This is a genomic window from Ginsengibacter hankyongi (assembly GCF_008710285.1).
GTDB lineage: Bacteria > Bacteroidota > Bacteroidia > Chitinophagales > Chitinophagaceae > Ginsengibacter > Ginsengibacter hankyongi.
On record NZ_VYQF01000001.1, the window covers coordinates 760,894 to 784,421 of the forward strand.

Below are 23,528 nucleotides of genomic sequence, written 5' to 3' on the forward strand. Positions count from 1 at the left end.
GATAAAACCCGGCTTTATTATTTTAAAAATTATGACCAAAACCAACATAGTACGACGTTGCATACTCGCCCTCAAAAAATAAAGGGCTAATGCCTCCCCTGAAAAAAAATCCGCCGCGTGTAGGTTGATAACGGTAACCCGTATTGATATGAAAAATAACACCACTTCCGTTACTGGTCCCGGAATCAAAAAAATCTGTTGCTGTTGCTGAAACAAAAGTAGCGCCACCTGCAATCTCTAAAAAATGAGAGTTGCGTCCAATTAAATAATTTAAGGAAGCCGGAATTGAAAAAATGCTTATTCCACTCACACCATAAAATCCTACTCCGGCTGCAAAGCCAAACCCATTTACTTTTTTTAAAAATCGTCTGTCATATTGAATAGATAAAAGCGGGCCTGAACCACCAATTAAAAAATAAACTGCCTGGGGTGGTCGGTCAGTCACAATGGTTTTTTGATTTCTTGAAATTTCTCTTAAACGTACTGTATCTTTTTGTGCAAAAAGGATCCCAATACAAAGTGTTAACATTAAGGTTAAATGCAATTTTTTCATAAAACAGTTTAGTTATGGAATTAAAGATATAAATCCATTTGAATAAATCAAATAATGTTTACTTCGGTTTCCAACGTTAGGCCAAACTTATTTTTAACTGATCTTTTTATTGCTTCGCTCAATTCTAAAATCTCACTCCCTTTTGCATTACCATAATTTATTAAAACCAACGCCTGCTTATCATAGCAGCCTGCATCGCCTTTGCGATAACCTTTCCATCCACATTGTTCAATAAGCCAGCCTGCAGGAATTTTAAACTTATGATCATTTATTGTATAGAATGGTACATCAATTTTAATTCGTTTCAATTCGTGTAATTCGTGTTCGTTAACCTCAAGGTTTTTAAAAAAACTGCCTGCATTACCAATTATTTTTGGATCAGGTAATTTTGACGTACGTATATTAATAACGGCATCAGATATGGCTTTGATGCTTAATTGCTCAACATGCATTCTTTTTAACTCTTCCTCAATAGCGCCGTAAGAAATATTATAATGAGGAATTTTATTTAACCGGAAAGTAACATCCAGTATAACAAATTGATTTTTATATTTCTTTTTAAAAACACTTTCCCGGTAACCAAATTCACAATCGTTTAAAGTAAAATTTATTATTTTATTTTCTTTGTAATGATAGGCTTCCAATGAATAAAAAACATCTTTAATTTCTACACCATAGGCACCAATATTCTGCATCGGCGATGCACCTACATTACCGGGAATCAAAGAAAGATTTTCGACACCTGCAAAATTTTTATGAATACAATGCAATACGAATTGATGCCAGTTTACACCGGCTCCCACTTTTACATATACATATTTTTCTTCTTCATGAATTGTTTCAATTCCATCTATTTCATTTTTTAAAACAAGGCCATCAAAATTTTTTGTAAAGAGTATATTACTTCCTCCACCTAAAAAAAGAACGGCCTCATCTTTATAATCGTTTGTTGTATGAAAAGTGTTTTGCAAATCATTGACTGAATTAAATACAGCAAAACTCTTTGCGTAGGCATCAATGCCGAATGTGTTATAATCTTTGAGCGAATAGTTTTTAAAAATTTGCATCGATCAATATAAACAATTTATTAAACAGGATCCACATCAGGAATTATTATAACACTTCTAAATCTTTTATCAGCTTTCAAAAGATTTATATAATTATTGATTACTTTTTTTTGATCCTGAATGTGACCTGCATCTTTTGATAACTTAATTAAAATTTCCATCAGGTACATGCTACGTACTCTATTAATTACAGGTGCAGCAGGCCCAACTAAACCTGGAAAATATTTTTTTAAAGAATTACCAAGTATATCAGCTGCATCATGTGTAGTATCCTTTAGTTTATGCTTTAAAGTTAATTTTATAAGCCTGCTGTATGGCGGATAAAAAAATTGCTTCCTCATCGCAATTTCATTTTCATAAAATTTTTCATAATTATGTTCCTGTAAAAACAACAGTACAGGATGATTAATTTTTGAAGCCTGTATCAAAACAAGGCCCTGCTCTTTTTTTCGTCCTGCTCTCCCACTCACCTGCTCCATTAATTGAAAGGCACGCTCATTCACTCTGAAGTCTGCAAAGCTCAACAAGCCATCCGCATCTAAAATACCAACAAGACTTACTTTTTCAAAATCAAGTCCCTTAACAACCATTTGTGTTCCTGCGAGAATATCGATACGATGTTGCTCAAACAATTTAATTAAAGTATCATGTGCATTTTTTCCTTTAACTGCATCTACATCCATTCGTGCAATCCTGTTATTAGGAAAATCCTCAGTAAGCTCTTCTTCGATTTTTTCGGTACCGAAATTTTTTTCAATCCAATTAACACTGCCGCATGCGGGACATGCCGGAAGCTTAGGGTAAGTATTGCCGCAATAATGACAATGCAGTTTATTTGAAAATTTATGCAGCGTTAAAGTAACATCACAGTTTTCACATCGCGGAATAAATCCACAGGTGCCGCAAATTAAAAATGGTGCATAGCCCCGCCGGTTTTGAAAAAGAATTACCTGCCGGTCATTCGCCAAGGCCTCTTCAATTGCGGCTTTTAGCTGAGGAGAGATCATCACTTTGCCTTTTTTAGCAGCAGCAACTGTTCTTGTATCTATAATTTTTATTTCAGGTAATTTAATGCCCCCATATCTTTCATCAAGATTCACTAATGCATATTTGTTTTTCAAAGCATTGTAATAACTTTCAACGGAAGGTGTTGCACTTCCCATTAAAACTTTAGCTTTAAAAAGTGATGCATAAAAAATTGCCGTATCCCGTGCATTGTATCTTGGCGCTGGCTCCTGCTGCTTAAAAGAAGGATCATGCTCCTCATCAATAACTATTAGCCCAAGACTTTTAAATGGAAGGAATAGTGCACTTCTTGCTCCTAAAATAATTTTTAATTCCCCGGTTTTTATTTTGTTCCAAAGTTCTACCCTTTCATTATTATTAAACTTTGAATGATATATTCCAATGTTACCTCCGAAATTTATTTGCAGTCTTCGGATAATCTGTGCAGTTAGAGTTATCTCAGGCAGCAGGTACAATACCTGTTTCCCCTCGTTAATAAACTTTTCAATTTGTTTGATGTACAACTGCGTTTTGCCACTGCTGGTAATTCCATGTACCAGGCAAACATCTTTGGTGTTAAAGGCAATATCAATTTCACTCAATGCCTTCTTTTGTGATTCATTCAATTCAAAACTTATATCACTTTTTTTAGGCAAACTTTTCAACCGGTCAACACTTCTCTTTTCAACCAACAAAATATTTTTATCAGCCAGGCCTTTCAATTGGGCAACCGAAGCGCCCGATTTTTTTAAAAGCTCAGATTGAGAAACTTCGCCTTGGGTTTTTATTAAATGCAGGAAACTTAATAACAGTTCCATCTGTTTAGGAGCTTTAGAATTGTTTAATAATTCACTAAGCTTTTCATCATTATCATAATCGGGATTTAATACAATATAATTCTCTTTCTTTTCTTTATACTTTTCGTTAAATGCTTCCCATACAAAGCATACCCTTTTATCAATAAGCCGTTTTATTATTGGATACACATGAATCGTATCCGTTACTAATTGTACTTCGGCTAACTTTAATTCTTTTTTTATCAACAATGCTTCTGCTACCAGATATTCTTCATTATCAAGCTGAGAAAAATCATCGCCATATTCCTCATTATAAATTAAAATAGTTTCGCTGCTTAATTTTAAATGTGTTGGCAGCGCTGCAGCCATAACTTCACCCTCACTACACATATAATAATCGCTTATCCATTTCCAAAGCAAAAGCTGCTGCGGATAAACTATAGGCTCATCATCAATTATATTAAGAATGTCTTTGGTTTCGTAAGCAGGTTTTAAATTACCTACTGATTTTATGATGCCTGCGTACTTTTTATTTTTTCCAAAAACTACCTCAGCACGGCAACCTGTTTTAATTTTTTTTTGAAGAAATGATGGAACAGAATAGGTATATGTTTTAGGAATAGCGAGAGGAAGAATAACTTCAATCCATAGATTGGCAACTTCGCTTTTTTCAAATAAATTTTGTTCCTGAAAATTTTCATTTATCATTTACACAAATATAAATTCAAACCATTAAAGCAGTTTCTATTTAATCCAACTTGCGTTGTAACGTTTTAATCCATCTTCCATTTGCCTGAAAATTTTTTCTTTTAGCATTGGAACATCGTTAATCGTTAGTCCGCTGGTAGAAGTTTCGGAAAGGTATACTGAACGGCATTTTCCGGGGTTCAGGGAAAAAATACTTTTATAATTAAGCCGGTCGTACGTATCTAAAAATAAGATAGGCTTTATTGGCATTTGTGTTTGTATGGCAATTTTAAAAGCTCCATCATAAAAATTTTTCAAAGGTTTATGTGTCATATTAAATGTTCCTTCCGGGCAAATAAACACTGATATTTTTTTATGCAAAAAATAAATAAGACTTTTTATACTCTGTGATCTTTTACCGGGGTTTTCCCTGTCAACCAACACAGCACCCTTTTTATAAATCGTGCCGAAGATGGGAACTTTAGTCATTTCCGCTTTTCCTAAAATACGTACATGCTGGCGCCTGATAGCTTTCATCATCATAGGTATATCGAGATATGAAATATGATTGCTTACAAAAATGTATTGTTTATTGGTATCATGCTTTTCTTCGTAAATATTTTTATAAGTAATGCCTGTTGCGAAAAAAAATGCATCTGCCCAAAACCGGGATATCTTATATAACACATTTCCACCTTTTATTTCATTTAACAGAAAGCTATATATAAAAAGGGGCAGTAACAGGAACATCAATACCAGGAAAATTAAAAATCCATAAATACTAAAAATTAAGCGGAATATTCTACTTAAACTACTCACTTTAAAAGGTTTAAATCACAAAAAAATAACAAGTTACACATCGTATAAAACCAGCAATTTCGCACATATAAGAACGGAATTTAACCTAAAATCCGAAAAATAGGCGTTAGTTGGGATTTTAATAGAAAATTTTATTCATAAATCCCTTACATTTGCACTCCAAAAATTTGGAATTTATGTTTGCAGTTATAAAAATCGCCGGTCAGCAGTTTAAAGTTCAGCCCGGTCAAAGCTTATACGTACCTCATTTGACAGGTAAATCAGGAGACAAGGTTGAATTTTCTGATATTCTTTTGCACGACAGCGAAGGAAAAATTTCTGTTGGCAAAGATGCAAAGGTTACTGTAAAAGCAGAAATAGTAAATGACCTTATTAAAGGTGAAAAAGTTATCGCCTTTAAAATGAAAAGAAGAAAAGGCTTTAGAAAAAAGCATGGTCATCGTACCCAATACACGCAAATAAAAGTTACAGACATAGCATAATAAAAAATTGTGCAAATAAATAAATGATATTAATTTTTGATGGTATCATTTTAATAAATAATAATTTTTAATTTAAAATTATGGCTCATAAAAAAGGTGAAGGCTCGGTTAAAAACGGCCGCGATTCACAAAGCAAAAGATTAGGTGTAAAAATTTTCGGCGGACAAGCAGCTACAGCAGGAAATATTATTTTACGTCAACGCGGAACAGTTTATCATCCTGGTAAAAATGTTGGACTTGGAAAAGATTTTACCATCTTCGCAACTACTGATGGAGTTGTTGAATTTAGAAAAACAAAAGGCGATAAGACATTCGTTTCTGTAAATGCAGTTGAAGCTTCTGCATAAAATTTCATAAATAATTTTTGGCAGTTAAAAAAATGTTTTTATTTTTAATTATTATTTACTAACAATTAAATTCTAAAAACATGGCAATGGCAAAAAAAGCCGCTAAGAAAGCTGCTCCTAAAAAGGCTGCTAAGAAAGCTGCTCCTAAGAAAGCTGCTAAGAAAGCTGCTCCTAAAAAAGCTGCTAAGAAAGCTGCAAAAAAGAAGTAGTAACTTATTTCAAAGCAGAATACTACTAAAGTCCCGGATTTTTTCCGGGACTTTTTTTATTTTTTAATTCTTACTGAAACCCATACTGGCGAAGGCTTTCAGGCCTTTCTAAATTTTTGTTCAAAAAAAACATCAGTAATTAATTCACGATTTCTACATTTGAATTATGGATAATTATGAAATATCAAAGCAGTTTTCATTGCTTTCGAAGCTGATGGAAATACATGGAGAAAATAGTTTTAAATCAAAAACTTATTCCATCGCTGCATACAAAATTGATCAACTAACGGTTGAGCTACAAATGCTTTCCGATGATAAAATTTTTTCAATTAATGGCATAGGTGAAGCCATAGGAAAAAAAATTTTGGAGTTAAATAAGACAGGAAAGATGAAAAGTCTTGATGAATTACTATTAAAAACTCCTGAAGGAATTTTAGAAATGATGAAGATAAAAGGTATCGGTCCAAAAAAAATAGCCATCATATGGAAAGAAATGAATGTAGAAAATATCGGGGAACTTTTATATGCCTGTCATGAGAACAGGTTGTCACTTTTAAAAGGCTTTGGAAAGAAAACACAGGATAATGTTATTGAATCAATAGAATTTTTTTTAAAGCAAAAAGGTAATTATTTATATGCTCAAGTGGAACAACTTGCCATTGATATGGAACAGATGCTTTGCAAAATTTTTGCATCTGATAAAATAAAAATTACAGGGTCATTTGCAAGACAAAATGAAACTGTTGATGAACTTGAATTTGTAATCCCTTTCTCCAATAAAATTATTTCAGAAAGAATTGCGGGCCTGCCAGAGTTTTATTTTTTAGAAAGCAATGATGAATTTTTTATTTACAAATACAATGACGGAATAAAAATAAAACTGTACTCAGCTAACGAAAAAAATTTTATACAAAAGGTTTTTGAAACAACAAATACCATTGAGTTTAATGAGGCCTTTAATAAATTATTTAACCCGGCGGAAATTGAGAAAGCTAATAATGATGAAGAAATATTTAAAACTGCAGGATTACAATATATTCTTCCTTCCTTAAGAGAATCCGGAAGCATAATAGAATTTGCCCGGGGAAAAAAGATACCTGCGTTAATTCAGCCTGGGGATATAAAAGGAATTATTCATTGCCATAGTAACTGGAGTGATGGCTCCAACACACTGGAGGAACTTGCCGAAGCTTGTATATTGAAAGGCTATGAATATCTTGTAATCAGCGACCATAGTAAATCGGCTTTCTATGCGCAGGGACTTAATGAAGAAAAAATAGCGGCTCAACACACTTTAGTTGATGAACTCAATTTAAAACTGGCGCCATTTAAAATTTTTAAAAGTATTGAAAGCGACATTTTAAATGATGGCAGTCTTGATTACAGTAATAATATTCTTTCCACGTTCGACCTGGTTATAGCTTCTGTGCATTCTAATTTAAAAATGAATGAAGAAAAAGCAATGATGAGATTAATAAACGCTATTGAAAATCCTTATACTACAATTCTTGGTCACATGACCGGGAGATTATTATTGAGCCGGAAAGGATATCCCGTTGATCATAAAAAAATAATTGACGCGTGCGCTGCGAACCATGTTGTGATTGAAATAAATGCGCATCCACGCAGGCTCGATATGAGCTGGAAATGGCTTGAATATGCGTTGAATAAAAATGTACAGGTTTCCATAGATCCGGATGCTCATGCTATTGAAGAATTTTCAAATACACGCTATGGCGTGTTAGTTGCGCAAAAAGGAATGGTTACTGCTCAAAAAAATCTTAGCAGTTTTAATTTAAAAGAATTTGAAAGCTTTCTAAAAGAAAATAAGGAGAAGAAAGCTTTGACATGAAATTAAATTATGAATTTACTACAGGAAGTTCTACGAAGAAAATTGTCCAACTGCCTTCTTTTGTTTCAAACCAAATTTTTCCATTTAATTTTTCAACAATTCCTTTGCACATAGCAAGCCCAAGACCCGTACCCGAAGTTTTCGTTGTGAAATTGGGAATAAAAATTTTACTATACATCTCCGGGGGTATCCCGTTTCCATTATCTTTTATCGAAACTATTACGTGATCTCCGCTGAGATGACTCTCTATTTCGATTATTGCTTTTCTTGTTTCAGGAACAGACTGCACTGCATTTTGCAGCAGGTTTGTAAACAGCCGGTTGATTTGTGTTTTATCAGCTTCAACTAATATTTCATCATCGTATAAATTAGTATTTATTTTAAGTTTTTCATTTGCTGAATAAAGTGATGCAATACTTATAAGAGTTCGATTAATATCAAAAAGTTGATTTTTAGAATTTCCCAGGTTTGCAAACTGTGCAAAGTCACTCGCAATCTTCGATAAATGTTCTATCTGTTCAAGTAAAATATTAGAAACATACAATGATATTTTTTTCACGCCCGGCGAATTATTATCTATCGCCATTTGAAGATATTGCAGATTAAGCTTCATTGGCGTAAGTGGGTTTTTAATTTCATGAGCTACCTGTCTTGCCATTTCACGCCACGCTCCTTCCCTCTCGCTTTTAGCTAACAACTGGGCACTTACATCGAGCTTTCTAACCATCTTATTATACTCATTAACCAGCTCGCCAATTTCATCCTTGCGTGTCCAAATAATTTCTTCGTTTGTTTTTTCAAGATTTATTTCTTTCATCTTATTACTTATAAGAGAAAACGATCTTGTAATTCTGTTGGTGATAAACAATGCGATAATGCCGGCAATAAGAAAAATAAAAGCATTCAGGTTAATAATTGTTACAAGGAAATTTGAAATTTCATCCTGCAGGTTGCTCTGCGATTCGAAGTAGGGAATATTAAGGTAAGCGTATTCTCTGCCAGTCTCATCTCTTACGGGCACATAGTTGCTCAGGTATTCAAGACTGCCAATTAATTGTTCCTGCGAGTACTGCACATCTTTTAATTTATTTAAATGATAAAAAGCGACCGGGTCCATTTTTTCGCTTACAATTCCTTTTTTATAAGGTAACGGCAATGACGAAACTTTAAGATCTCCATTAATATCGTAAAGATTAATATCTGCTGCATGAATACCTGCAACGCGGTTAATAGTTTCATCTAATTTTTCATTCGAGACTGAATCAAAATCCATCATTTGTGTTTCCGCAGTTGACATTGTGTCTATCGAATTGCGAATTTCATTTTCCATTACATGAATTGTACGGCTAAGCTTTTCACGATTGTTGCTATGATAGCGGCTTATAAAAAAAAGTATCGTGGTAATACCAATTACTAAAAAAGAAAAGATGCTGATCATTATAATAGTACCATGCACCTGGTTGCGTATCGTAAACTGCCAGAAGGACCTGAAATTTTCTGATTTTATTTTACTCCCCAATATTTTATTTAAAAAATTAAAGAGCACTGTGATAACCAAAAAAGAGCAAAACAGGTAAGCGAATAAAGTGATTGATTCAATAAAAAAATCATCTTGCCTTGCTATAACTATTACTTTATCTTCATTAGCCTTATACCAAAGCTCTTCATATCCATTTCTATTTACTATCTTAAACTCATTGTAAGTAAACGCACCGGGATCTATCATTGTTGGAAATGGATAATCATTATTACTGCTGCTAAGTTGGTTATCGTTATAAATAGCAAACGCATATACCGATGAGCTTTCTATAGAATTGGTGCTGCCTTTGGAAAATAGCTCCGGGTATAACGCATCGCTTTTATACTTTTTAGGAGTAGAAACGATAAAAATATATCCTTTCTTTTTTCCTGTTGTATCAACAATTTCTTTTTTACTGATGTAATTAAAACGATCGTAAGAAATGTCGTAATAATAAAGATCCGGTATCTCGGTTTTCTTTCCCTGCGTTTGTATTATAGCATTAAGTGAATTAAAATTTGTGGAATCTAAATTATAAAGTGGCGCTTCACTTGAGTCGAAAGTATAAATGCGTGTGTCATATTTATTAAGATATCCTGAAAAATTTTCATTGATGAGGCTGTCTTTTAAAAACCTGTTTTCATTAGGTTTTTTAAACCTGTTGAAAATTCCCAGCAATGCTTCATTATTGAAATCGCTAAGAATAATACTTATGATTCTTTCACCCGCAGGGTCTGCCCTGTTAGCAATATTTTCAGCAAAATGCTTTCTTTGTTCCAATTCCTTTTTCCGGTTTTGTATAACTATTGCTGCAGTAATTGAAACAGAAAAGAAAAAGAGCCAGAATATAAAACGGGAAGATATAAGATTGTAAGTATCTATGGCAAGTGATACTTTATTAAGCAGGTAAATGAAAAATAAAAGCCAGGCAAGCAGGCTGAGGTTAAAAGCAACGGAGGTTGAATGAAACATTACCGTTAAAAAAACCAAGCCAATAACCGCAATAAAAACATATAGTATAAACCAATGATTCTCTATAATCCTTTTTATCGGATACATTAGAATCTGGATAAGAAAAAAATATCCCGTTGCTACACAACTCAATACTATAAAACCAACAACACTATAAATATTTAGCGTGAAAAAATTTATTACATCAAATGAAATTTGTGAATCTGAAACGAGGCTTCTTACGATATTGCCGCATGAAATTGTAATAACAATCATCAAAAGAGAGATAATGCCAATGACTCCGTATTTTTTAAGTTTGGTATCGAAATACGAATCGACATATTTAAACTGGTAATGAACTCTTATGAAAAGCACAACCCATATAAATAACAGCGAATTTATCAGCAGATCGCCAAGAGAGTGAAAAACAATGTTGGACCCATACACATCAGAGCTAAAGAGCTCAAGCTGTTTAAAGTTTAATGGTATGGGTAAAAAGTAACTTAAGGTTCTAAGTATAATAATAGAAATTATTAATACTGAAAAAGCAGGCCAGAATCCTTTTCTTTCATAATAAAACCTAGCAAACTTTTGTATAAAAAAAAGAACCAAAATACCGGCCAGAATTCTTAATAGTATCGAAATAATATTATCACGGGTTATTACATTATATTTTATTTGTTTTAAATAAAAGAGCTTATTCCCGTTAATATCTTTAATAGCAATATTTGTTGGCACCAAGCTTACGTCGTAAGCATCCTGGATATTATCGACCGCAATAAATGAATTGATAAGGTATTTATTTACGATATAATAATTCCATTTAACCGGTATCAATGACACTATTTCATACAGTAACCCGTTGCTGTTTTCGTATGATTTTTTATTAATAACATACCACCCGTTTACCAGTCGTTTAAAATATCTTCCATCCGGTTTATCCAGCACTGTTGAATCAGGCAAGATAACCTGAGTGTTCCAAAACACCGGCTGGGGCTCGGCAAACGGTGTTATTTTATAAATAAAAATGAAATAATCTTTATTTACAAAATCATTAATTTCCTTCTCGCTGTAAGAGCGGTTAATAACTTTATTTATTAAAGCAGTGTTATTAAAAAAGTCATCACTCCTTCTTTGATTTTTATTAATATTCCTTTGAATTCTTCTTTGAACAGCATTAATAGTAGATGTTCCGCTCCAGTAATTATCTATGATAAATGAAATAGTAAACAGCCATGCCGATGCGAGAAGAAGATACCCGTTTCTTCCAAAAAAAGTATTGGTGTTTTTATTAAAGATAGAGTTCACAGTTTTTGTTTCTTTATTTCATTCCACATTTCATCCATTTCTTTCAAAGTCATATTGCTAAGGTTGTGCCCGCTTTTTGCAGCAGTTTCTTCCATCTTTGTAAACCGTTGAATAAATTTTTTATTAGTAATTTCCAAAGCATTTTCGGCATCCACATTTACAAATCTTACATAATTAATTACCGAAAAGAAAAGATCACCTGCTTCTTCTTCAATATGTGCGCTGTCACCTTCGTTTACGGCTTCCAGTAATTCATTCTTTTCTTCTTCTATTTTTTCCCAAACCTGTTCTTTGGTTTCCCATTCAAAACCAACCTGCTTTGCTTTCTCCTGCAGTCGCATGGCTTTTACCATGGCTGGTAACGATTTTGGAACACCGCTTAAAACAGATTTTTTTCCTTCACTCAATTTTATCTGCTCCCAATTTCTCTTAACTTCTTCATCATCTTTTACAGTTACTGTTCCATAAATATGCGGATGCCGTTTAATCAATTTCTCACATATATCATCAATAACTCCCTGCAACGAAAATTGTTTTTCTTCATCAGCAATTTTTGCATAGAAGATAATATGCAATAACAGGTCACCCAATTCTTCCTTAATTCCTTTCCAGTCTTTATCAGTTATTGCATCTGCAAGTTCAAAAGTTTCTTCAATGGTTTGCTGACGAAGGATATGAATAGTTTGCTTCTTATCCCACGGACATTTTTCACGAAGTTCATTCATCATGTTTACCAGGCGTTCTATTCCACTATTAATTTCGGGCATATTACATTACTTGGATTTCAAAAAAATAAGTCAAATATTCTTTAGAAAGAATGCCAGGCCGTAGACCCAGGTCTTTCAAAGAGGTGAAAAACTTTCCATCAAAATGAGGTATTTCACTAAAGAAATGTGAGATTAAATGCCAAACACTTTCCTTTGGTTCAATATTTTCCTGACCGCATTCGTGACAATATTTTCCGATTAATGTCGTTCCACAATTAAGGCAGTTTTTTTCATTTCGTTGGGGCAGATGAGACACTATACTACTGGCTTTAATAAATTATGGTTAAAAATAACAAACTAAATTTGCTTGCAGAATTATTCTGTTATTTTACAGATATGAAAAACAGCCAAAAAAAACGATCCAAATTTTCCTTGACGATGATCATAAAATCTTCAGCTTTTTACCTTTCCGTTTTACTGTTAGTGTGTATGTTTTCAACTTCGGTAAGTGGCCAGTATTACTACAAAGATATCTGGAACAATCAGCAATTGGTAAAGGAGTTCGGCATTCTTAAAACTGATAATTTAAAAGCCATAAAAATTAAAAGCTTTGAAGATGATAATCAGCCAAGCGAAGGTTTTTTTTGCGAAAAGAAAATTAACAAAAATTATACGCAGTCGCAAATGATTTCAAAATCGAATGTTACAGGACAATCATTATTAATATCAGATTATAACATTAGCGGTCAGCCAGTTAAAACAACTGAAGAAACACCAACAACAACAAGCGTTACTAATTATCAATACGATCAAAATAATCTACTTAAAACAATCCAAATTGTTACAAAAGGTGATGATGATTCTGACGGAATAACAGAAACTCGTGAATATTTTTATGATGAAAACAGAAGGCCGGTAAAAATGTTACGCAAGAAGGGAGATAATCTTATTGCTACCGTTCAGTTTGTAAGTGATGCTAACGGAAATATTATCGAAGAAGATGTGGAAGGAAATAGCAATGTAGATAAAAAATATTTTTACTACTATGATGATAAAAATAGGCTTACAGATGTTGTTCACTATAATGAAAGAGCTAAACGCCTGCTACCAAACTATATGTATGAATATAATGAACTCAACCTGCCTAAACAAATGATTTCTACAGAAGAAGGCGGAAGCAACTATTTTATATGGAAGTATACTTATAACGATAAAAATCTTCGCGAAACGGAAAAGTGCTTTTCAAAGGAGAGACGATTATTGGGAACTATACAGTATGAGTACAAATGATTTAAATTAAAAATATTTAGAAAAGTTAACGCTTGGTTAAACTCACCGGTTTTATTTATCTTGAATTATCCGACAGGCTTTATGAGAGTCTAATAATTATAAAAATATTTAAAATGAAAAATATTTATACATATATTTCTTTAATTATAGCTATGCTGTTAGCCTCATGCAGCGTTACTAATTATCCTCAAAGCAATTATAATTCCGAACAACCTGATATAACGTATCAACAATTTTATAACGATTTAAGCCCTTATGGCGATTGGGTTGATTATCAAAATTATGGTTACGTATGGATACCTAACGAAATAGGTTTTCGTCCCTATTATAACAATGGTCACTGGATTTACAGTGAATATGGATGGACCTGGGTATCGAATTATAATTGGGGATGGGCGCCTTTCCATTATGGCCGTTGGTTGTATGATTATGCCTATGGATGGATGTGGGTGCCGGGCTATCAATGGGCACCGGCATGGGTTTCGTGGAGAAGCGGAGGCGATTATTATGGATGGGCACCCCTTGGTCCCGGCATGGATGTAAACTCTAATTATGGCTCCAATATCCCATACGATTATTGGTCGTTTGTGCCTAGCCGTTATATTAATAGCCCCCGTATTAATAATTATTATGTGAACCGTCAACAAAATGTTACTATAATAAATAACACTACTATCATAAATAATACCCGGGTTATCAATAATAACAATGTCTACGTTACTGGCCCTTCACCCAGCGATGTAGAAAGGAATACTCATCAAAAGATAACTCCGGTAAGAATTATACAAAGAAATAAACCAGGAGAGGAACAGGTATCGGGTGATAAATTGACGATGTTCAGGCCGGTGATAAAAGATGTACCGCAGCAAACGCGGACTATTAGGCCGCCCAAACTGTCAAACCTGGATGAAGTTAAACTTCGTCGGGAAAGGTATGAAGGGGCAACTGATAAATTTCCTTCCAATGATAATAACAGGAAAGAACTGAATCCTGTAGACAGAGTGCAGGAACCGGATAACACACAAAAAAATAACCCTCCACTTATAATTAATCGCCAAAAGGAAGTTAGTCTCCCACAAAAAGCAATTAACGATCAGAAGGTTCAACCTAATCCAGGTAACATAAAAAATGAAAACAATAACCCGGATAATGAAAGAATACTTCGTGAAAAAGAGTTTCAGCAACGCATTCAACAACAAAAAGCTGAAAATGACAGACAACTTCAGGATAAAGTAAATCAGCAACGCATACAACAACAGAAAGCTGAAAATGACAGGCTAGTCCGTGAAAAAGAGTTTCAGCAACGCATTCAACAACAAAAAGCTGAGAATGACAGACAACTTCAGGAAAAAGAAAATCAACAACGCATTCAAAAAAATACGGACAAGAAAAATGAGCAGTTTAATAACAGGCGTTTTCAAAACCCTAATAACAATCAACCACCACAGGGAAGAGATAATCCGCCAGCCAATATTCGTAATTTGAATCGGCCGAATATAAAACCGCAAAATGACAATGTACAACCAATACAAAGAAATGCACCTGATAACAGGCCGCCGTTAAATAATCAACCTCCACGAATCAACGATAATCAAAAAGTAATTTCGCCACCGCAAGGTGATCCTCAAAGAAAAGAAAAGAAAGAATAACAAAAGGTATAAAGAAAAAATAAGCGGCTATTTGCCGCTTTATTTTTTTATAGACTACCAAAAAAGTCTTAATGGATAATAAAAAATTAATTTCACAACTTTGCAGGTATTATTAAAACCATTATGATAGAATTTTTAAAACAACCATGGCCCTGGTATATAGCCGGCCCGTTAATTGGCCTGATGGTTCCTTTATTATTAATATTGGGGAACAAAGCGTTTGGTGTGTCTTCATCATTACGACATATTTGTGCTATTTGTGTACCATTACGGATTCCTTTTTTTAAATACGATTGGAAAAAAGAAAGCTGGAATTTATTTTTTGCCGGAGGAATATTAGCAGGGGGAGTTATCGCAGGTTTGTTCCTGGCGAGTGGAAAGGCTATCGATGTGAACCCAAAATTAGTAAGCGAATTTTCAAAATATGGCATCACCGATTATCATTCATTAGTTCCTGCGCAGATTTTTAACTGGCAACAATTATTTACTTTGAAGGGATTTATCCTTATGGTTGTTGGCGGTTTTTTTGTGGGCTTTGGAACACGCTATGCCGGAGGTTGTACATCCGGCCATTCAATAATGGGACTTTCCAATCTGCAATTTCCTTCTTTAGTTGCAACCATTTGTTTTATGGCAGGTGGTTTTATAATGGCCAATTTTATTTTACCGTTTATTTTAAACCTATAAGAATGAATAATACAACAACTATAGAAACTATTGAAACCAATACCGATTTTGAAGTGCGTTCGCTGGATACAATGTGCGTTAATGAATCAACCCTGCAGCATCCGTGGTGGTATAATATTAAATATTTGATTACCGGAGTTTTGTTTGGAATCATTTTGGTAAAGTCCGAAGTAATATCATGGTTTAGGATCCAGGAAATGTTTCGCCTGGAAAGTTTTCACATGTATGGCGTAATAGGCTCGGCAGTTGTAACGGGCATTATTTCAATTTTAATTATAAAAAGATTCAATATAAAAACTATCTATGGAGAAAAAATAAATTTTTATCCCAAAAAATTTAATAAGGGTCAAATTTATGGAGGTTTAATTTTCGGGTTTGGATGGGCATTAACAGGCGCCTGCCCCGGACCTTTATTTGCATTAATTGGAACAGGTGCATTAGTAATTATAATTACTTTATTGAGTGCAATTGCAGGAACCTGGATGTATGGTTTATTGAGAGAGAAACTTCCTCATTAATTATCTTATTCTATGGGCAATTCATTTAAAGCTAAAATAATTTTCATTGTTGTTATTTTTTTTATTGCCGTTTTGAGCTCATTTCTGCCATCCTGTAAATCGTCTTTTGATAAGGAAACAATTAGTGATTCAATTCCCGTAGCTCCATGGTATGGATGGAATAAATACCAGATAAAACCTGAAGACACGTTAGTTAGATTGGGACATGATCTTATTGAAAATACATCTTATTATTTCGGGCCAAAAGGAAAAGTAGCAGCCATTACAAATGGAATGAATTGCCAAAACTGCCACATGCAGGGTGGCATAATTCCATGGGGAAACAATTTTAGCGCAGTAATAATCTCCTACCCAAAATTTAGTAATCGTAGTGGAAAAATGATGTCTATTTCGCGCCGCATAAACGATTGTTTCGAGCGTAGCTTAAATGGAAGTGCCATCGATACAAATAGCCACGAAATGCAAGCCATCATCGCTTATATGCATTGGGTTGGCGATGATGTGCCGCGTGGAAAAAAACCGTTAGGTTCAGGTATAATGAAACTTAAATATTTAGATAGAGCAGCAGACCCCGTCAAAGGTCAAATTGTTTTCATAAATAACTGTCAAAAATGCCATGGCAAAAATGGTGAAGGAAAATTTAATGAAGATGCTTCAGGGTTTATTTATCCGCCGTTATGGGGGCCAAATAGTTTCAATACAGGCGCAGGTTTTTACCGGATATCAAACCTGGCTGGTTTTATAAAAAATAATATGCCGTTTGAGGAATCGAATTATGAGCATCCAAAACTTACCGATGAAGAGGCATGGGATGTTGCCGCATTTATAGATAGCCAGCCACGACCACTAATAAAAAATAAAATAGATTATCCTGATATTTCTAAAAAGGAAATTGATAATCCAACCGGTCCTTATAGTGATACTTTTTCTGAATTACAACACAAGTATGGACCTTATAAACCAATAGCCGAAGCACTTCAGCTTAAAAAAAATATAGATTAACACATCTTTTTTATTAACGATTTGGTAATTCTTTTAAGAAGGCATTAGGTTTTAATTAATGCAACACTTCGCCTGTTTCGTTTAATTTTGCAAACAAAAAAATGATTTTATGAATATTATAGAAATGGAAAGAAAAACCGGCGATTTTGGTTTCCAGGCAAAAGATGAAAACGGAAATGTGGTACAATCAGATAGCAGCATAGAGAACGGGGGTAGTAATTATGGATTCAGGCCCATGCAATTGATTCTTGCGGGTCTGGGAAGTTGCAGCGCCATTGATATAGTATCGATATTAAAAAAACAAAGGCAAACGGTTGAAGATTTTAAAATTAAAATAGCAGGTGAGAGAGAAAAAAATAAAATGCCTTCTTTATGGGAATCAGTTGAAATTACATTTGAATTGTATGGAAATATAAATACAGAAAAAGCAAACAAAGCAGCTTCTTTATCAATGGAAAAACATTGTTCGGTTGCAGAAACACTTAGACGGGGAGGAACACAAGTTACCTGGAATGTAAAGGTAATTAATACCGAAAAAGCATTGGTGCAATGATATCATAAATACAATTACTTAGAATGAATATAAATTTCTTCAACCAACTTTTAAGCAAGCAGCAGCAAAAGGAAATTGTGCCGAGCAATGAGGTTATAGCATCGTGGGCATTAAATCTTATAGGTTTGTTATATCCTGAATTATCGATATCTTCTTATTCTTCAACTATTGAAATTGAAGAAGAATATAAACGACAGGAAACAGATCTTGTGAAGATTTTAAATGCAACCCGTGCCTGCAAAAATTGTAATAATGAAGAGATAGCACGGGTATTTTTTAAGAAGGTGCCAGATATTTACCGGGTATTAAATACCGATATTTATTCGTTACATACTGGCGATCCCGCGGCGAGGGTGGAGTTTGAAGTAATCCGTGCATATCCGGGTTTTTTTGCATTGTGTTTTTATAGAATTGCCCATGAACTATTAAAACTTGATGTCCCGCTTCTCCCCCGCATACTCACAGAATATGCTCATTCCAAAACCGGTATTGATATACATCCCGGCGCGTTAATAGGTGATCACTTTTTTATAGATCATGGTACTGGTATAGTTATAGGCGAAACTGCTGAAATTGGCAACCATGTAAAGTTATACCAGGGCGTTACTCTTGGCGCCTTAAGTGTTGATAAAAGTATGGTGTTTCAAAAGCGCCACCCTACCGTACAGGATCATGTAATCATTTATTCAGGTGCAACTATCTTGGGTGGAGAAACTGTTATTGGTCATCATAGCGTTGTCGGGGGTAATGTATGGCTTACTAAAAGTATTCCGCCGGGTTCATTGGTCTATCACAATCCTGAAATAACAGTCGTTGAAGGTAAAATCGTTAACTATTAAAAAAATATGGCTACAATTCTAGACACCGTTGGTAATACTCCGTTAGTTGAACTGCAACATTTGAATCAAAATAAAAATGTAAAAATCTTTGCCAAGCTGGAAGGCAATAATCCAGGCGGAAGCGTGAAAGACAGGCCCGCATTAAATATGATAAAAAGCGCTCTTGAAAGAGGAGACATCAACAAGAGCTCAAAACTTATTGAGGCCACCAGCGGAAATACAGGAATAGCTTTAGCCTTAATTGCAAAATTATATGGAATAGAAATAGAACTGGTAATGCCATCTTCATCTACCCGTGAGCGTGTGTTAACTATGGAAGCGTTTGGAGCAAAAGTAACTTTATTGGAAAGTATAGAAGCATGCAGGGATTATGCTGAAGAAAAAAGTGCTTCCGGCGATTTTTATTTATTAGACCAATTTGCTAATCCTGATAATTACAAGGCACATTATAAAACAACCGGGCCCGAAATATGGAAAGATACTAACCATGAAATAACTCATTTTGTAAGTTCAATGGGCACCACGGGAACTATTATGGGCTGCAGTATGTATTTGAAGGAACAAAATAAAGATATTCAAATTGTCGGTTGCCAGCCAACTGAAGAATCTTCTATTCCGGGTATAAGAAGATGGCCTGTTGAATATCTTCCAAAAATTTTTGATCCCTCAAGAGTTGACAGAATAATTGATGTATCGCAGGAAGAAGCAACTGTGATGACAAGAAGGCTTGCAAAGGAAGAAGGCGTTTTTGCCGGCATGAGTAGTGGTGGTGCAGCTTCTGCTGCTTTAAGATTATCTCAGGAATTATCTTCAGGTACCATTGTCTTTATTGCGTGCGACCGTGGAGACAGGTATTTAAGCAGTGACTTATTCGGATAAAATAATTTATAAAATTCCAAATCAACTCGTTAATAGTTCAGCCTTCTATAATTACTCGCTAAAGTTTATAGACAGTGAAACTTCACTACTAACTTTCCTATTATGTTTAATTGCAGGCGCCCAGGGAGGAGATCCTTTTAAAGCTTCAAAAGCCACTTTGTCAAAAGCGGGATTTAGTGGCAGGCTAACCTGTGTATCGCCAATTGTTCCATCCTCGTGAACGGTGGCTGTAACGGTAACAACGGCTTGGTAGCCACTTTTAAATTCATAACCGGGAGGGAAATATAAACGTTTAGTCAAATAATTATTCCAAGCTCTGTCTCCACCTACGAATTGAGCATTCCTATCAGTTGACGTAGTATCCGCCATCGGATTTCCTTCTTCATCAAAATAATTTTTATCAATTAATGTATCATGTTTATAAATTTCCAAGGCACTCAGTTTTCCATTTTTATGGAAATATTGCCACTTCCCCTCGTGTTGATTAAAATGAGTATACCTTCCTGCCGATGATGGATTTCCATTATCAAACCAAGAAATGTAAACCCCATCCCCACTTGCATCAAGGTTTAATGAATCTCTTGAAGCACCGTCATCATACCACCCTAATGAAATACCAACACGATTGCCGTCTTCATAATTTTCAGAATCTTTTATTGTTCTATCAGGAAAATAATACATCCACCTACCTGTTTTTTTACCATGTATAAATTTACCTACAGACTCTAAAGCTCCATTACAATAAAATTGGTAAAAAGTACCATTTGGTATTAAATCCTCCTGGTCTTCATACAATCCAGCCATCTGGAGTTTTTTTATACTCACAAAGTAATCAGTTTTGTACCAGCCCGAGTCTGTCTTTACTTCCAGTGAATAGTATCTTGCATCATCCGCCGGGCATTCCCGTCGATAATAATTATAGTAATGTTCAATTTTTTTTTGAGAGAAAGAAGTTGAATAAAAAAACACAGCTATAGGTACTAATAAAAATCTAAAATGCATATAATGAGCTTTGGTTAAAACGAAATCTAGTATAAGGCTTTTATCAGAATTTAAACTATTAATAAAATTTTAGTCAACCCTCATAATAACGTATGTCTCTTTTGTTTTATTTTGAGCTTTTCTCATCAATCAGATTATTTTTCTTAACATTCTCTTCGTTTGAAAACCATTTAAAATGCAAAAGAATTGAATATTTTTACAATCCGATAAATTCATATTTTATATAATTAAGTTAATTCATACTTAATTCAAAAATCCAACTTGTTTTTAAACATTTTATAGAACCTGATGCCTTTTACCTTTTCTCATCCTGCAATAGTTTTACCTGCTACCTCGTTGCCCAAAAAATATTATTCTCTAAGCAGTCTAATTATCGGCAGCATGACTCCTGATTTTGAATATTTCATCAGGATGAAAGATTACAGCCGGTATAGCCACACATGGTCTGGCGTTTTTTGGTTTGATGTTCCATTAGGATTGATATTGCTTTTTATTTTTCATAATGTAGTAAGAAATACTTTAATCGAATATCTACCATTTAGCTATAATGTAAGGCTTTCAACTTTTGAAAAATTTAACTGGAATCAATATTTCAAAAAAAATACAATCGTTGTTTTTATTTCTTTGCTAGCAGGTATTTCATCCCATTTGTTCTGGGATAGTTTTACCCACGACGGCGGCTTTTTTGCGGAAACCATACCCGTTTTAAACGACAACATTAATATTTTAAATCACAACATATCGGGTGCATTGTTATTTCAATATATAAGTTCGCTAATTGGCGCTATTGCAATATTAATTTTTATTTTAAAATTTCCCGAAGGGCATAAAACCAAACAGCCTAACATTCTTACGTTCTGGCTTGTTGTTTCATCCATTATGATGTTCATCTTAGCTATAAGATTATATCTCGATTCTTTGCTCAACCACCACGACCATGAAGATATAATTGTAACAATGATATCGGGAGCGCTAATCGGAATTTTATCGTTATCAGTTTTCATCAACGAAAACAAAAAAAGACAACTTTACAAAAAGCTGAATAGGGTAAGGAACAAGTAAAGTATTAGTTGATGCTACATACGATTAATCATTTTTCCTTCATCATTAATTTTTAAAAATCGTTGCAACACTCAAAAAAGTTTTATAATTTTTTACTTCTTTCAAAAAAATTATTATGCCCTACTTCGATTTTCATTGCCACCCCGGCCTAAAGCCAACTTTTTCAGATCAAAAAAACGCAATATCACCCTGGTTGTTTATTGACGCCAAACTTGCGATTTTTAAAGACATCAAAATAAGCATCAATCCTTTGTTTAATGAGGTGTTAAACTCCCAAAGCTGCCTTGGGCAATTATATAAAGGTCACGTAAAATTATTTGGCATAGCATTACATTCACCCGAAGCAAACATGGCAAAAGGGCTACTCGAAAAAAAAATCGTAAACAAGGGAGCTATTGCATTGCTAGATAAAAAGCGATTACAACTTATTAATAGTGGCAACCATTACTTCGAATTATTGAATGAAGACCTTCAAAGAATTACTGAATCAAAAGCTCCTGCAGATCTAAACCGCGCAGCATTAAAAATCATAAAAAATTCAAATGATTTTAATGAAGATGATCCGGACACCATTTTTGCGTTTCTTATTGTTGAAGGATTACATTGCTTCTTTGACGATCAAACAGCAACCAACGTTAAAGAAGTATTCACGAAAAACTTTGAAAGCTTTACGGATGCTAATACCATTTTTGCCATCAATATTTGTCATATACAGCAAAATTCATTTTGCAATCATGCCTATGGAATTCAATTTATAAATCCCGGATATTTTTTCCCAACAAGATGCGGAATTTCAACATGGGGATTTGAAGTTATAAAACGAATGCTTGAAAAAAAGATACTTACAGACATAAAGCACATGAGTCTTTTTTCGAGATGGCAATTATATAATTTATTGCGTGATCCGGCAGATTCAAATAAATACACTGCGCCGATTTTATGTACCCACGCCGGGCTTACCGGCCAACGGATGGAAAACCGGTTAAAATATATCCTTCGTGTACCCGCCGACGTTGGCCTGGTGTACGAGGTTGTTTATATGAAACCAAAAAGTCCTTACATAGATGAAGTATATTTCAATTGCAGCAGCATTAATTTATATGATGAAGATGTAGAGGCGATATTACTTTCAGGCGGCTTAATCGGTTTGTCATTCGACCAACGTATACTCGGCTTTGCAGATGAAAATGTGTTACGTGATGTAACAGTTCCACACGACGTGGAATATATAAGTGAACTGGAAGCAAACTTTTTTTTCAATGGCGTTAACCCATCAAACATGAAGCCCTGGACGGATGATACTAAAATATGGACCTCTGAAGATTTTGAAAATCTCGATCCTGCATTTGATTCCATACTTCATCCTCTATTTTTCCTAAACCAGGTAATTCACGTTTTAACTATTGCAAAAAATAACGCCAATATCGGAATACAAAAAGCAATGAAACAAGTTTGCCTTGGCACTGACTACGACGGACTGATTAATGCTATTGATAACTGCAAACATGTGGACCTGCTTGATGCTTTTAAAACATTAACCATCGCCAAAATGCCAAAGCTTTTGAATGATGCTAAGCTTGGTGATGAAGGAATCAATGTGAATGAATTCGCAGAAAATATTTTTTATAACAATGGCAAAAATTTTCTTCTAAACCGCTTGCGTGAAATAGGAAAATAGATTAATTGTGTGGGCAATATCTTTTGTTATGTTGAAATATTTTGTACACTTTCTTAAAACTTACAG

21 protein-coding genes are annotated in these 23,528 nt (G+C 34.2%); 14 read left to right on the top strand and 7 right to left on the bottom strand.

Going from position 1 to position 23,528, the window contains the following annotated elements:
• Positions 1 to 22 precede the first annotated feature (22 nt).
• Genes FW778_RS03180 through FW778_RS03195 form a run of 4 tightly spaced genes read right to left on the bottom strand, consistent with a single transcriptional unit; the run spans position 23 to position 4,928 of the window.
• Positions 23 to 553 (bottom strand): hypothetical protein, encoded by a 531-nt coding sequence (locus FW778_RS03180; RefSeq protein ID WP_150413146.1) that lies wholly within the window; start codon positions 551 to 553, stop codon positions 23 to 25.
• A 47-nt stretch (positions 554 to 600) separates the two neighbouring features.
• Positions 601 to 1,620, bottom strand: coding sequence for a UDP-N-acetylmuramate dehydrogenase (gene murB / locus FW778_RS03185; protein ID WP_150413147.1), 1,020 nt, complete (start codon positions 1,618 to 1,620; stop codon positions 601 to 603).
• A 20-nt stretch (positions 1,621 to 1,640) separates the two neighbouring features.
• Positions 1,641 to 4,130: a replication restart helicase PriA gene (gene priA, locus FW778_RS03190; RefSeq protein WP_150413148.1), complete on the bottom strand. Its 2,490-nt coding sequence runs from the start codon at positions 4,128 to 4,130 to the stop codon at positions 1,641 to 1,643.
• Positions 4,131 to 4,166: 36 nt separating this feature from the next.
• On the bottom strand, positions 4,167 to 4,928 hold the full coding sequence (locus tag FW778_RS03195) for a lysophospholipid acyltransferase family protein (RefSeq protein WP_235906011.1): 762 nt from the start codon (positions 4,926 to 4,928) through the stop codon (positions 4,167 to 4,169).
• A 176-nt stretch (positions 4,929 to 5,104) separates the two neighbouring features.
• Here FW778_RS03195 and rplU point away from each other — a divergent pair, with 176 nt between their 5' ends.
• The 4 genes from rplU (at position 5,105) to FW778_RS03210 (ending at position 7,818) form a co-directional block, all read left to right on the top strand.
• A complete protein-coding gene (gene rplU / locus FW778_RS03200) occupies positions 5,105 to 5,410 on the top strand; it encodes a 50S ribosomal protein L21 (RefSeq protein WP_150413149.1) in 306 nt (101 codons plus the stop codon).
• A gap of 80 nt (positions 5,411 to 5,490) precedes the next feature.
• Entirely contained in the window at positions 5,491 to 5,757 is a 267-nt protein-coding gene (gene rpmA / locus FW778_RS03205) for a 50S ribosomal protein L27 (protein ID WP_150413150.1), read from the top strand.
• Between the two features lie 86 nt (positions 5,758 to 5,843).
• On the top strand, positions 5,844 to 5,966 hold the full coding sequence (locus tag FW778_RS23555) for a hypothetical protein (RefSeq protein ID WP_262714390.1): 123 nt from the start codon (positions 5,844 to 5,846) through the stop codon (positions 5,964 to 5,966).
• Between the two features lie 166 nt (positions 5,967 to 6,132).
• On the top strand, positions 6,133 to 7,818 hold the full coding sequence (locus FW778_RS03210) for a helix-hairpin-helix domain-containing protein (protein WP_150413151.1): 1,686 nt from the start codon (positions 6,133 to 6,135) through the stop codon (positions 7,816 to 7,818).
• A 7-nt stretch (positions 7,819 to 7,825) separates the two neighbouring features.
• On the opposite strand, the gene FW778_RS03215 is transcribed toward FW778_RS03210, so the two are convergent.
• Positions 7,826 to 11,596 carry an ATP-binding protein gene (locus FW778_RS03215; protein WP_150413152.1) on the bottom strand — a complete coding sequence of 1,257 codons (3,771 nt, stop codon included), beginning with the start codon at positions 11,594 to 11,596 and terminating at the stop codon, positions 7,826 to 7,828.
• Positions 11,593 to 12,363, bottom strand: a complete 771-nt coding sequence (gene mazG / locus FW778_RS03220; RefSeq protein WP_150413153.1) for a nucleoside triphosphate pyrophosphohydrolase — start codon at positions 12,361 to 12,363, stop codon at positions 11,593 to 11,595. The genes FW778_RS03215 and mazG overlap by 4 nt, the downstream gene beginning before the upstream one ends.
• A gap of 429 nt (positions 12,364 to 12,792) precedes the next feature.
• Between mazG and FW778_RS03225 the strand changes: the two genes are divergently transcribed.
• The 8 genes from FW778_RS03225 to cysM all read left to right on the top strand — a co-directional run bounded on the left by FW778_RS03225 (position 12,793) and on the right by cysM (position 19,720).
• The gene (locus FW778_RS03225; protein ID WP_202552054.1) at positions 12,793 to 13,593 is read left to right on the top strand and encodes an RHS repeat domain-containing protein; all 801 of its coding nucleotides are present in this window, start codon (positions 12,793 to 12,795) and stop codon (positions 13,591 to 13,593) included.
• A gap of 113 nt (positions 13,594 to 13,706) precedes the next feature.
• Positions 13,707 to 15,242, top strand: a complete 1,536-nt coding sequence (locus tag FW778_RS03230; RefSeq protein ID WP_150413155.1) for an MAP7 domain-containing protein — start codon at positions 13,707 to 13,709, stop codon at positions 15,240 to 15,242.
• Between the two features lie 123 nt (positions 15,243 to 15,365).
• Positions 15,366 to 15,929, top strand: a complete 564-nt coding sequence (locus FW778_RS03235) for a YeeE/YedE family protein (RefSeq protein WP_150413156.1) — start codon at positions 15,366 to 15,368, stop codon at positions 15,927 to 15,929.
• Between the two features lie 2 nt (positions 15,930 to 15,931).
• Positions 15,932 to 16,447 (top strand): DUF6691 family protein, encoded by a 516-nt coding sequence (locus tag FW778_RS03240; protein ID WP_150413157.1) that lies wholly within the window; start codon positions 15,932 to 15,934, stop codon positions 16,445 to 16,447.
• Between the two features lie 12 nt (positions 16,448 to 16,459).
• On the top strand, positions 16,460 to 17,449 hold the full coding sequence (locus tag FW778_RS03245; protein ID WP_150413158.1) for a c-type cytochrome: 990 nt from the start codon (positions 16,460 to 16,462) through the stop codon (positions 17,447 to 17,449).
• A gap of 109 nt (positions 17,450 to 17,558) precedes the next feature.
• Positions 17,559 to 18,002: an OsmC family protein gene (locus FW778_RS03250; protein WP_150413159.1), complete on the top strand. Its 444-nt coding sequence runs from the start codon at positions 17,559 to 17,561 to the stop codon at positions 18,000 to 18,002.
• A 23-nt stretch (positions 18,003 to 18,025) separates the two neighbouring features.
• The gene (gene epsC, locus FW778_RS03255; RefSeq protein ID WP_150413160.1) at positions 18,026 to 18,841 is read left to right on the top strand and encodes a serine O-acetyltransferase EpsC; all 816 of its coding nucleotides are present in this window, start codon (positions 18,026 to 18,028) and stop codon (positions 18,839 to 18,841) included.
• A gap of 6 nt (positions 18,842 to 18,847) precedes the next feature.
• Positions 18,848 to 19,720 carry a cysteine synthase CysM gene (cysM, locus tag FW778_RS03260; RefSeq protein ID WP_150413161.1) on the top strand — a complete coding sequence of 291 codons (873 nt, stop codon included), beginning with the start codon at positions 18,848 to 18,850 and terminating at the stop codon, positions 19,718 to 19,720.
• A gap of 51 nt (positions 19,721 to 19,771) precedes the next feature.
• Here the strand turns inward: cysM and FW778_RS03265 are convergent, their stop codons facing one another.
• Positions 19,772 to 20,722: an energy transducer TonB gene (locus FW778_RS03265; protein WP_150413162.1), complete on the bottom strand. Its 951-nt coding sequence runs from the start codon at positions 20,720 to 20,722 to the stop codon at positions 19,772 to 19,774.
• Between the two features lie 288 nt (positions 20,723 to 21,010).
• Between FW778_RS03265 and FW778_RS03270 the strand changes: the two genes are divergently transcribed.
• Together FW778_RS03270 and FW778_RS03275 are read left to right on the top strand one after the other, a co-directional pair.
• Entirely contained in the window at positions 21,011 to 21,784 is a 774-nt protein-coding gene (locus FW778_RS03270; RefSeq protein WP_150413163.1) for a DUF4184 family protein, read from the top strand.
• A gap of 115 nt (positions 21,785 to 21,899) precedes the next feature.
• Complete coding sequence (locus FW778_RS03275; RefSeq protein WP_150413164.1) at positions 21,900 to 23,462, top strand: membrane dipeptidase; 1,563 nt, start codon at positions 21,900 to 21,902, stop codon at positions 23,460 to 23,462.
• Positions 23,463 to 23,528: the final 66 nt, after the last annotated feature.